General features: G+C 67.4%; 8 protein-coding genes. 2 read left to right on the top strand and 6 right to left on the bottom strand.

What is annotated here, in order from left to right; translation table 11 throughout:
- Positions 1–202 precede the first annotated feature (202 nt).
- Positions 203–2,716: a TonB-dependent receptor domain-containing protein gene (locus GVO57_RS11155; protein WP_160593197.1), complete on the bottom strand. Its 2,514-nt coding sequence runs from the start codon at positions 2,714–2,716 to the stop codon at positions 203–205.
- A gap of 371 nt (positions 2,717–3,087) precedes the next feature.
- Here GVO57_RS11155 and GVO57_RS11150 point away from each other — a divergent pair, with 371 nt between their 5' ends.
- Positions 3,088–3,747 (top strand): S24 family peptidase, encoded by a 660-nt coding sequence (locus GVO57_RS11150; protein ID WP_160593196.1) that lies wholly within the window; start codon positions 3,088–3,090, stop codon positions 3,745–3,747.
- 19 nt (positions 3,748–3,766) lie between these two features.
- Here the strand turns inward: GVO57_RS11150 and GVO57_RS11145 are convergent, their stop codons facing one another.
- The 4 genes from GVO57_RS11145 to yaaA form a co-directional block, all read right to left on the bottom strand.
- The gene (locus GVO57_RS11145; protein WP_160593195.1) at positions 3,767–4,705 is read right to left on the bottom strand and encodes a TraB/GumN family protein; all 939 of its coding nucleotides are present in this window, start codon (positions 4,703–4,705) and stop codon (positions 3,767–3,769) included.
- 41 nt (positions 4,706–4,746) lie between these two features.
- Complete coding sequence (gyrA, locus tag GVO57_RS11140) at positions 4,747–7,494, bottom strand: DNA gyrase subunit A (RefSeq protein WP_233281350.1); 2,748 nt, start codon at positions 7,492–7,494, stop codon at positions 4,747–4,749.
- A 176-nt stretch (positions 7,495–7,670) separates the two neighbouring features.
- Positions 7,671–8,354: an SDR family NAD(P)-dependent oxidoreductase gene (locus tag GVO57_RS11135; RefSeq protein WP_160593194.1), complete on the bottom strand. Its 684-nt coding sequence runs from the start codon at positions 8,352–8,354 to the stop codon at positions 7,671–7,673.
- Positions 8,351–9,106 (bottom strand): peroxide stress protein YaaA, encoded by a 756-nt coding sequence (gene yaaA, locus GVO57_RS11130; RefSeq protein WP_160593193.1) that lies wholly within the window; start codon positions 9,104–9,106, stop codon positions 8,351–8,353. Before yaaA ends, GVO57_RS11135 begins: the two co-directional genes overlap by 4 nt.
- A 162-nt stretch (positions 9,107–9,268) precedes the next feature.
- Here yaaA and GVO57_RS11125 point away from each other — a divergent pair, with 162 nt between their 5' ends.
- Complete coding sequence (locus GVO57_RS11125; protein WP_160593192.1) at positions 9,269–10,555, top strand: tetratricopeptide repeat protein; 1,287 nt, start codon at positions 9,269–9,271, stop codon at positions 10,553–10,555.
- 51 nt (positions 10,556–10,606) lie between these two features.
- Here the strand turns inward: GVO57_RS11125 and GVO57_RS11120 are convergent, their stop codons facing one another.
- Positions 10,607–11,098 (bottom strand): Lrp/AsnC family transcriptional regulator, encoded by a 492-nt coding sequence (locus tag GVO57_RS11120; protein WP_160593191.1) that lies wholly within the window; start codon positions 11,096–11,098, stop codon positions 10,607–10,609.
- Positions 11,099–11,231 lie beyond the last annotated feature (133 nt).

The raw sequence follows: 11,231 nt of genomic DNA, 5'->3' as shown, positions 1-11,231 counted from the left end.
CAAGCGAGTTGGGCGATCTCGCGGGGTTTTGGCGCTTCGGTCCGGTGGCTCGGTTTGGGGAAGATCGGTGTTATGGCCCCGGCGGCAGCGCGTCATGCGGTGCCACTCCGGGCCTTCCTCAAAAAAAACGCGGGCCGCGCCGTGGCGGCCCGCGCATTCTTCGTTCGGCCTGGGCGTTATGCCCCGACCGGGACGGCGTTCCTCAGAAGTTGAACCGGACCGCGGCCGAGACGGTGCGCGGGTTGATCGTTCGCCCGGTCACGACGCCGGTGGCCGGTAGCGCGCCCTGCGAGATTTCGACGATGCCCATGGTGTCGAACACATTGTTGACGTTGAGCATCACCGTCACCCGGTCGGCCGGCCGCACCTGCAGGAAGGGGCTCACGATGGTGAAGCCCGGCAGGCGCAGCTGGTTCTGGTCCTGGGTGTAGCTGTCGGTGTGACCGACCACATTGACGCCGACCGTGAACAGATCGGTGCTGTACTGCGGCGTCGCCTGGAAGATCAGGTGCGGCTGACGGCGCGGGGTGTTGCCGACGAACTGCGGCTGGGTGCGGTCGGCGCGGATTTCCGCCTTAGTGTAGGTGGCACCGGCCGTCAGGCTGAACCCGCCGAAGGTGACCGCACCTTCAAACTCCAGACCATAGGCCCGGTAATCGCGGGCAAGCAGCACCGCGATGGTGTCGCCTGCCGCGTTCGAGGTCACCTGCAGGTTGCTCTCGCTGGTGTCGGCAAGGAAGCCGGTGACGTTCAGCGTGACGTTCGACTTGCGGAACTTCAGGCCCAGCTCGGTCTGGGTGACGGCGTCATAGCCGTCCTCGCCCGCCGCCAGTCGGCCGGTCACCGGATTGATCGCCGGGGTCAGCAGGATGCGGTCAGCCGCCGCACGGCCACCGCGGCTGTAGCGGGCAAAGGCAGCCAGCGAGTCCGACGCGCGGTAGTTCACGCTCGCCGAATAGCTGACATAGTTGTAGTTATAGTCGACCAGCGACGGGGCATTGAAGTCAAACCGCGTGGTGCGGGTTTCGGCCGGCGAAATCGTCCCGTCGCGGTTGATGTCGACGGGGCGGGTCGGCAGGTTGGTCGCACCGATCGTGTAGCCAAAGGCCTGGCCCTCGACATTGCCGCGATCGAAGCGGACACTGCCGCCGAACGAGAACTTGCCGACCTTGTAGTTGACCGAGGCATAGGGCGCGAGGACCTGATAGTCCGCATCAAAGCTTGCCGCGACCGTGCCGTTGAAGTTGAAGAAACCGCCCTGGGTCAGCTGGGTTCCGCCGGCGGTGATCAGGTCGACCAGCGCCGTGTTGCCACCGCCACGCACATCATTGATGATGCTCGAACCCAGGAAGTCGTTGAACACCGACTGGCGCGACGTGTAGAGACCAACGGTCGTTGTCAGCTCTCCAGCACCGGCCTTCCACACGCGGCTGGCGCGCAGGTCGTTGGTGATGTTGTCCATGTTCTTCATCTGGGTGTTGAAGAGCATGTTGTTGACCAGCAGGCCGTTGCCGTTGATCGTCGCGGGGTTTGCGACCAGCTGGCCGGCGCGGTCGCCATTGGCATAGCGCAGGCGGCCCCCCGGCGCGCCGAGTGCGCCCATCAGCAGCGGGGCCGGCGCCGTCGCCAGCGGCAGAGCGATCTGCACGCTGCCGCCGATGTCGGAATAACGGAAGCGTTCGGTGATGGTCCAGTCGCCGACGTCGAACTGCGCCTCAAGGCCGATCGACTTGACGGTCGGGTTGATGCCCTGGCGCGCGTCGAACCGGGTGAGGTTGTTCTGGCCGTTCGGGATCACATAGTTGCTGATGTTGCGACCCTGGAGCACGTCGCGCGACGCGTCGAAGCCCGCGACGTTCGAATAGCGCGGATCCTCGTTGGTGCCGGTCACCGCGATCGGCACGCCCTGGTAAAGCGGGGTGCGGTCGCTCAGATACTTACCGTACAGGCGGATATAGCCGGTCGGCAGGTCCTTGGTGATGTTGAACTTGATCTGGCCGCCGCGATAGGCGGTGAAGCCATTGTCACGCGGGCCTTCGCCCTCGCGGTAATAGCCGCCGACATGGAAGCGGACGGTTTCGCTGAGGCGCGCGCCATAGGAGAAGTCGACGCGGTAATCCTGATAGTCGATGCCGGTCGAGGCCTGCAGCGCGCCGCCTTCGACATCGCCGGTCTTGGAGATGAGGTTGATCACCCCGCCCGGCGAGTTGGACGCGAAGGTCGAGGCCGAACCGCCACGGATGGTCTCGATCTGGCCGACATTGAGGTCGAAGCGCATCAGCGAGTCAGGCGTCAACAGATTAAGGTCGCCAAACTCGACGACCGGAAGGCCGTCTTCCTGGAAGTTGAGCCACTTCGAACCGCTCGAGGCGAGCGGCAGGCCGCGGATCGTGTAGTTGCCCAGGCCCTCGCCGATCGCTTCGGCGCGGATGCCGGGGATGTTGCGGAACACTTCGGCGAGCGAACGGGCGCCGAACTTCTCGATCTCGGTCGCGCGCAGCGAGCTGGTCGAGGTGGCGCTGTCCAGCCGGTCGCGGCCCTTGGCAACGCCGGTGGAGAAAATCTCGGCCGGCGGCGCATTCTTGGCATCCTGCGGCTCCGCAGCTTCGGAAGCCTCGCTGTGGGCTAATGCCGTGTCGGCCGCCGCCAGGGCACCCGTGACCGGCACCATGAGCGAGCCGATTGCCACCGATGCCAACCAAACCGTCGTCTTCATTCCAAAATCCTGCCTCAGGCTGTCAAAACTCCTGGCATCATAGAAAGGCGGGGAGCGGCGCCGGGGGCGCGGGGGCGATTCAGAATGCGGAAGCGGTAAGTTTAACCAATATTGTGACATCGCAGTCACACTGGACGTTCGGTTAACCATTTGTGGGTCGGGCGGCACCGGCACGGCAGAAAGATCGGATCCGGCACCGACCGGCGGAGGCGGGGCGCGAATGGCTCGACTCTGGACGCGACAGGCGGACAGAGGTGCGCAAAATGGCTATTCTGGGCGCGACTCCCCGGCATGTGCGCGCGGTCCCCCGATCAGGGCATGGATCGTCAAAACCCTGTTGGTATAGGGTAATGCCTATGATAGATGAGGATATGACCAGCATTGATCCGCGTGCCGAGCTGGACCGCCTGATCCGCTCCCGTGGCGAGGACTATGCCGGCATTTCCCGCCTGATCGGCCGCAACGCCGCCTATATCCAGCAGTTCATCAAGCGCGGCGTGCCGCGCAAGCTGGACGGCGATGATCGCCGCACGCTCGCCCGTTATTTCGGCGTCAGCGAGACGGTGCTGGGCGCGGCCGATGCCAGCGGCGCGATGCAAACCGGTGCCGAACGGCTGCTGCCCATCGCCCGGCTCGATATCGGGGCATCGGCAGGGGCGGGGGCGGTGATCGACCGCGAACAGCCGCTGTATCCGATGAGCTTCGACCGCGCCTGGCTGCGCCGGCTGACGCGCGCGCCGGCCGAGCGGCTGTCGATCATCCGCGTGCAGGGAGATTCGATGCAGCCGACGCTGGCGGACGGCGACGACATCATGATCGACCGCAGCGACGGGGCCGAGCGCCTGCGCGACGGCGTCTATGTGCTCAGGCTCGAAGATGCGCTGATGGTCAAGCGGCTGGCGCTCAACCCGGTCGGCGGCCGCGTTGCCGTGCGCAGCGACAATCCCGCCTATCCGTCCTGGCCGGACTGCCCGGCTGAAGACATCAACATCATCGGCCGCGTCGTCTGGGTGGGCCGCAAGCTGGGCTGACCGGCCGGCCCGGCCCGCGTCAGTCGCGCCAGCGCGGCCCGTCGACCGCATAGCCTGCAGCTGCCAGCCGGTCGAGCAGCCCCCCCGGTTCGGCGGCAAGCCGGGCAGGTGCCACGGCCAGGGTCGTGCCAGGGGCGGCCAGCGCGGTGTCGAGCGCGTCGGTCCAGTTGCGCTTGAGCCTTGGACCGATGGCCGGATCCGCCCAGGGCCAGCAGCGGCTGAGCGCGGTGTCGAGCGGATCGGCAAGCAGGGCAGGGATGTCGCGCGCGCGCCAGGCATCGGCGCGGTCAGCGGCGGCGTCACGCCCGGCCTCGGCCGCCGCGATGCTCGCGGCCATGCAGTCGCGATAGGCGGCCGGATCCTGCGCCATCAGATTGTCGATCACCTCTTTGCCGCGCACCGTGCCGATGCTGCGCCCCGGCACGCCCGCGCGGCGGGCGGAATCGGCCACGACGTCGCGGATCGACCGTCCGCCGCGCGCCAGCCCGGCATGGCGGCCAAGCAGGCGGAAGGCGAGGATGACGGGGCTTTTGCGGCGCCATTCATCCGATTTTTCCGCCGCCATCACCCGTTCCAGCCGGGCCATCAGCGGCGGGGGCAGATAGTCCGCGATCGTCCGGCCTTTGGGCAGATCGGTGATCTTGCCGCCGCGAAACAGCAGGCGGAACACATCGCCGACCGAAAAGGACGCGCTGACCGGATAGAGCACCCGGTCCGCGCGGGCCGCCGCCTGTTCGAGCGGCACGACATTCCAGTCCAGCCCCTTGGGCACCGGCTCCAGCGCGCCGACCAGCACCAGCCTGCGCCCGTCGCGGGTCGCGGTCCAGATTGGTGCGCCCGACAGCCGGGCGGACACGATGATGTCGTCGGCTGGGGCCGGGGCTGCCTGTGCTGGTGCCGCCGGTGCCGGCGTCTGCGCCCGCAGCGGCGCGGCGAGAAGCAGCAGCACTGCCGGCATCAGGGCGGCAAGCCCTGCCGGGGCGGTGCTGCGGCGCCGCATCACGCGTCGCCGCCCGTCCCGTCCTGCGCCCCGTCCGGTCCGGCGGCGCCTTCGGCAGCACCCGCGTCTGCGGTGTCTTCCGGCTCGTCGCTTTCCTCGATCCGCGCCGCGCCGACCACATGTTCGTCGGCGGCGACGTCGAACAGCCTGACGCCGGCGCTGCCGCGCCCGATCACCCTGAGGCTGTCGAGCGGGATGCGGATCATCTTCGCCTGATCGGTCACCAGGATGATCTGGTGCGCGGTCGTGGCCGGGAAGCTGGCGACCACCGGGCCGTTGCGTTCGATATTGTCGATGTTGACGATACCCTGGCCGCCGCGGCCGGTGCGCCGATATTCATAGGCGCTCGACAGCTTGCCATAGCCATTGGCGCAGACGGTGAGCACGAACTGTTCGCGCGCGACCAGTTCGGCATAGCGCGCATCGTCCATCCGCCGCGGCGCGCGGTCGGGGTCTTCGCCCTTCCACGGCGCGTGGCGCAGATAATCCTCGCGCTCGTCCTGATCGGCCACGCCGACGCGGTGCAGCGTCGACAGCGACATCACCTCGTCGCCGGGTTTGAGCGTGATGCCGCGCACCCCGGTCGACGACCGGCTCTGGAACTCGCGCACCTCGTCGGCGGCAAAGCGGATCGCCTTGCCGGACTGGGTCGCCAGCAGCACGTCATCGCCTTCCTCGAGCAGCGCGACACCGATCAGCCGGTCATCGGCGTCCTCGCCCTCGAACTTCATCGCGATCTTGCCGTTGGACGGGATGTTGGCGAACGCATCCATGCTGTTGCGGCGCACGCTGCCCCGCGCGGTCGCGAACATCACGTGCAGCCGGCCCCATTCGGCCTCGTCCTCCGGCAGCGGCAGCACGGTGGCGATCGTCTCGCCCTCTGCCAGCGGCAGCAGGTTGATCATCGGCCGCCCGCGCGTGCTCGGCCCGCCTTCGGGCAGGCGCCACACCTTCATCCGGTACACCCGGCCGAGATTGGAGAAGAACAGCACCGGCGTGTGCGTCGAGGTGACGAACAGGTTGGTGATCGCATCCTCGTCCTTGGTGGCCATGCCGGCCCGGCCCTTGCCGCCGCGCTTCTGGGCGCGGAACGCATCGAGCGGCGTGCGCTTGATATAGCCGCCCAGGGTCACGGTGACGACCATGTCCTCGCGCTCGATCAGGTCCTCGTCCTCGATGCCGTCGGCGGCGGGGGCGATCTGCGTGCGGCGCGGCGTCGCGAACTCGGCGGCGACCGCTTCCAGCTCGGTGCGCATCACCGCATAGAGCTTCACCCGGTCGGCGAGGATCGCCAGCAGCTCGCCGATATTGGCGGCGAGCTGCTTCAGCTCGTCGCCGATCTCGTCGCGGCCGAGCGCGGTCAGACGGTGCAGGCGCAGATCGAGGATCGCGCGCACCTGCGCTTCGGACATGCGGTAGGTGTCGCCCTCCACCTCATGGTCGATCGCCTCGACCAGCCGGATATAGGGGGCGATTTCAGCGACCGGCCAGTCGCGCGCGAGAAGCGCGGCGCGCGCCTCGGCGGGGCTGGCCGAACCACGGATGATCCGCACCACCTCGTCAAGATTGGTGACCGCGATGACAAGGCCGAGCAACAGGTGCGCACGTTCGCGCGCCTTTGCCAGTTCGAACTTCGAGCGGCGGGTGATCACCTCCTCGCGGAACTGGATGAAGCTCTGGATGATCTCGCGCAGCGTCAGCAGCTCGGGCCGGCCGCCGCGAATGGCGAGCATGTTGGCGGCAAAGCTCTGCTGCGCCGGGGTGTGCCGCCACAGCTGGTTGAGTACCACTTCGGGCGTCGCGTCGCGCTTCAGGTCGATGACGATGCGCACGCCCATGCGGTTGGATTCGTCGCGGATGTCGGCAATGCCCTCGATCCGCTTGTCCTTGGCTGCTTCGGCGATCCGCTCGACCAGCGCATTCTTGCCCTGCTGATAGGGAATTTCGGTGAGCACGATCGAGCGCCGGTCGCCCCGGCCTTCCTCGATCTCGTGGCGCGACCGGACGATGACCGACCCGCGACCCTGCTGATAGGCGGCGCGCGCCCCCGCCTGACCAAGGATGATCGCCCCGGTCGGGAAATCCGGCCCCGGCACGATCGCCATCAGCTCTTCCAGGCTGATCGCCGGATTGTCGATATAGGCAAGGCAGGCGCGGATGACCTCGCCCAGATTGTGCGGCGGAATGTTGGTCGCCATGCCGACCGCGATGCCGCCCGCGCCGTTGACGAGCAGGTTCGGGAACCGCGCCGGCAGCACCTGCGGCTCGCGTTCCGACGCGTCATAGTTGGGCTGGAAATCGACGGTGTCCTTGTCGAGATCCTCAAGCAGGCTGCCCGCGACTTTGGCGAGACGCGCTTCGGTATAGCGCATCGCCGCCGGTTCATCGGGGTCCATCGACCCGAAATTGCCCTGGCCGTCGATCAGCGTCACCCGCATCGACCAGTCCTGCGCCATGCGCGCGAGGGTCAGGTAGATCGCGGCGTCGCCATGCGGGTGATATTTACCCATGACGTCGCCGACGATGCGGCTGCACTTGCGATAAGGCTTGCCCGCGACATAGCCCGCTTCCTGGCAGGCATAGAGGATGCGGCGGTGAACGGGCTTCAGCCCGTCGCGCACATCGGGCAGCGCACGGGCCACGATCACCGACATCGCATAGTCGAGATAGCTCGACTTCATTTCATCGACGATGCTGATCGGTCGAATGTCGGACGGTTCGGCGATGACGGTGTCGTCGCTGCTCAAGGCGTTGCGCTTTCAAAAATGGTGGAACCTGCCCTTGGGCTTAGCGGCTGTGGCGGGGGAACGCCACCCCCGCGCCGTCCCTGAGGCCGCCGCCGGCACCCGGCCCACAGGCTTATCCACAGGCTTGTCCCGTCAGCCCCGGCCGGTCCGCCCCGGCCATAGGCCGGCGCGCGCGCTTAGGGCGTGATCGTCACCCCGTCCCAGGCGATCAGATTGCCGCTGTCCTTGACGCCCAGCCCCTCGATCACGTCGAGCAGCTGGACGGCGGCGCGCTCCGCGTCGAACAGCTGGCCGGGGGCGACATTCTTCTGGAACGGCTGCGACAGGCGGGTGTCGACCGTGCCCGGATGCAAGCCGATCACGATCGCGCGGTCGTTCAGCCGCTTCATCTCAACCGACAGCGTGCGGATCAGCTGGTTGAGCGCCGCCTTGCCGGCGCGGTAGCCATACCAGCCGCCCAGCCGGTTGTCGGAAATGCTGCCCACCCGCGCCGACAGCGCGGCGAACACCGTGCGCTCGCCTCGCGGCAGCAGCGGCAGGAAATGCTTGGCGACCAGCGCCGGGCCGATCGCATTGACGCCGATCACCTCGGTCAGCCAGGCGGCGTCGAGTTCCTTCAGGCTTTTTTCCGGCCCGCGTGTTGCCGAATGCAGCAGGCCGGTGGCGACGATCACCAGCGCGGGCGGCGGGCCGGCAGCCACGCGTGCCGCTGCTGCAGCGATGCTGGCTTCGTCGAGGATGTCGATGTCGGGGCGCGCCAGCGCATGGACGGTTGCAAACTGGCCTTCCTCGACCAGCGCCGCCGCCAGCGCGCCGCCAATGCCGCCGCGCGCGCCGATGACGACCGCGCTGCGGCTCATGTCCGCACGAACCGCCACAGCGTGTCGGTCGATCCGTCGCCGTCGAACCGGTAGCCGTCGGTGTCGAAGCCCTTGAGTGCCTCGGCCTCGGTCAGCCGGTGTTCGCACATGAAGCGCGCCATCATCCCGCGCGCACGCTTGGCGGCAAAGCTGTTGAACCTGAGGCCCGCCGGGCCCTGTTCGCGGAAATCGACGGTGATGATGCGCGCGCCCGCCGGCGGGGCGGCCTCGACCGCGTGCCAATATTCGCGGCTGGCCAGGTTGATCACCACGCGGTCATCCTGCGCGTCGAGATCGGTGGCCAGCAGCCCGCCGACCCGGTCGCCCCAATAGCCATAGAGATCGCCGCGCTCGGGCGCCCATTTGGTGCCCATTTCGAGCCGGTAGGGCCGGATCGCGTCGAGCGGGCGCAGCAGGCCGTAAAGCCCCGACAGGATGCGCAGATGATCCTGGGCGAACAGGATCGCCTCTTCCGCCAGGCTGTGCGCCTCGAACCCCGCATAGACGTCGCCGGCAAAGGCATAGATGGCCGGCCGCTCGGGCAGCGTGTCGAAGTTGCGGAACCGCTCGGCGTTGAGCGTCGCCAGATTGTCCGAAATGCCCATCAGCGCCGACAGCCGCTCCGGCGACAGCCGCGCCGCCGCGCCCGCAAGCAGCGCCGCATCGGCGGCATAGCGCGGCGCGGTCACCGGCAGGCCGGGGATCGGCTTTTTATAGTCGAGCGTTTTCGCCGGAGAAATGATCGCGATCATCGTGGGCGTGCGGTTAGCCAAGCTTGGCCCCGGGTTCAAGCAAGGTTCATTGCGCGGCGGTCAGGCGGGGGGCGAAAGTGGCTGCTTGTTCGCGGTGCGGCGGGACGGTATCGATCCGCCCGAGACGGGGGAAACCCGGCGAACAGGGTTCTGGAGGAGATCATGATGAAGTTGGTGTCGAAACTGGCGCTGGGCGCGGCAATCGCGATCGGCATGGGCGCCGTGGCCGGCCAGCCGGCGCTGGCCCAGAAGAAGGGCAAGGCCGAAGCGGCGGGCGAAGCGAAGTTCACGCCCAAGCTGAGCAAGGAATTCCGCGCCGCCGCCGGCCCGCTGCAAAAGGCGATCGAGGCGAAGGATTTCGCGGCTGCCAAGGCGGCGCTGCCCGCCGCCCAGACCGGGGCGACCGAGGCCGATGACAAATTCTTCCTCGGCCAGTTCAAGCTGCAGATCGGCCTCGGCACCAGCGACCGGCCGCTGCAGAAGGAAGCGCTCAACGACATCCTGAACTCCGGCTCCGCGGGCGCGACGCCGGATCTGGGCCGGTTTGCGTTTTTCGCCGGTCAGTTCGCCTATCAGGACAAGGATTTTGCGGGCGCGATCCAGCGGCTGACCCAGGCCCGCCAGGCCGGCTATGCCCCCGTCACCGCCCAGGGGCTGCCCAGCCACGACATCGAGCTGCTGCTGGCGGAAAGCCATTTCCGCACCAACCAGACGGTCGAGGGGCTGGCCGTGCTCGACGAAGCCGTGAAGGCTGAAAAGGCAGCCGGCCGCAAGGCTCCGGCCGACTGGTACAGCCGGGCCTCATCGGTCGCCTACAGCGCGAAGATGATGGACCAGGTCGCCCGCTGGACGCGGATGCAGATCGTCGATTACCCGACCGCTGAAAACTGGCGTTCGGCGCTGGTCATCTATGGCGACAGCCAGAAGATGGACGACCAGACCAACCTCGACCTGATGCGCCTGATGCGCGCGGCCGGGGCGCTCGCGGGTGAGCGCGACTATTTCGAATATGCGCTGCTGGCCGACAAGGTCGGTCTGCCCGGCGAGGCCGACGGCGTCGTCAAGGAAGGCCTGGCCAAGGGCAGCTTCGACAAGTCGAGCAAGGCGATCAACGAGATCGGCAACCTTGCCGCCAGCCGCGTGCCCGAGGACAAGAAGTCGCTGCCCGCCGCCGAGCGCAGCGCGGCGACCGCCGCCAATGGCAAGATCGCGCTCAGCACCGCCGATGCGTTTTTCGGTTATGGCGAGTTCGCCAAGGCCGCCGAGCTGTATCGCCTCGCGATCCAGAAGGGCGGCGTTGATGCCAATGTCGCCAATCTGCGCCTCGGCATGGCGCTCGCCCGGGCTGGCCAGAAGGATGCGGCCCGCCAGGCTTTCGCCCAGGTCGCGACCGGTCAGCGCGGTGAAATCGCGAAGTTCTGGACGATCTGGCTCGACCAGCAGGCCTGAGCCATGCAGCCCCGGCCGGGCCTGTGCCCGGCCGGGAAACGCAGCTGCCGGTCAGGCGGCGGAGCGGGTGCCGCCGGGCACCGGGACGCCCGGGCTGTCCTTCGACGTGCGGATGGTGAGCGACGTTTTGACGCTCGCGACATTGGGGGCGGTCGTCAGCTTCGTCGTCAGGAAATGCTGGAATTCCTGCAAATCGGGCGAGACGATCTTCAGGATGAAATCGATCTCGCCGTTCAGCATGTGGCATTCCCGCACCTCGGGCAGGTTGGTCACATGCTCCTCGAACGCCTGCAGGTCCGCCTCTGCCTGGCTGCGCAGGCTGACCATCGCGAACACGCTGATCCCATAGCCGAGCGAAGTCGGATCGAGCCGGGCGTGATAGCCCTTGATCACCCCGCGCTGCTCGAGGCTGCGGACGCGGCGCAGGCAGGGCGGCGCCGTCAGGCCGACCCGCGCGGCGAGATCGACATTGGTAATTCGGCCATCCTCTTGAAGAGCTGCCAGAATTTCATAATCCACTTCGTCGAGCACCGGGCCGGCCATGTAAGCTTGTTCTCCAAAATGATGCGCTATCTATAAGAATATTACGGGCAAGCGCAATTGTGCCACAATGTGACGGCGCACTTTCCCCCCTGTTGCGCCCGGTTTCCGTGGCTTATCGTTCGCGGCGCGGCCC

This window comes from Sphingomonas changnyeongensis, from assembly GCF_009913435.1.
GTDB classification, from domain to species: Bacteria; Pseudomonadota; Alphaproteobacteria; order Sphingomonadales; family Sphingomonadaceae; genus Sphingomonas_B; species Sphingomonas_B changnyeongensis.
This window is presented reverse-complemented; position numbering and strand designations above follow the sequence as displayed.

What these genes read in the sequence shown, in the direction of transcription:
- GVO57_RS11135 (WP_160593194.1), bottom strand. Translation starts at nt 8,354, where the DNA reads ATGAGCCGCAGCGCGGTCGTCATCGGCGCGCGCGGCGGCATTGGCGGC.
- GVO57_RS11120 (WP_160593191.1), bottom strand. Translation starts at nt 11,098, where the DNA reads ATGGCCGGCCCGGTGCTCGACGAAGTGGATTATGAAATTCTGGCAGCT.
- GVO57_RS11155 (WP_160593197.1), bottom strand. Translation starts at nt 2,716, where the DNA reads ATGAAGACGACGGTTTGGTTGGCATCGGTGGCAATCGGCTCGCTCATG.
- yaaA (WP_160593193.1), bottom strand. Translation starts at nt 9,106, where the DNA reads ATGATCGCGATCATTTCTCCGGCGAAAACGCTCGACTATAAAAAGCCG.
- GVO57_RS11150 (WP_160593196.1), top strand. Translation starts at nt 3,088, where the DNA reads ATGACCAGCATTGATCCGCGTGCCGAGCTGGACCGCCTGATCCGCTCC.
- GVO57_RS11125 (WP_160593192.1), top strand. Translation starts at nt 9,269, where the DNA reads ATGATGAAGTTGGTGTCGAAACTGGCGCTGGGCGCGGCAATCGCGATC.
- GVO57_RS11145 (WP_160593195.1), bottom strand. Translation starts at nt 4,705, where the DNA reads ATGCCGGCAGTGCTGCTGCTTCTCGCCGCGCCGCTGCGGGCGCAGACG.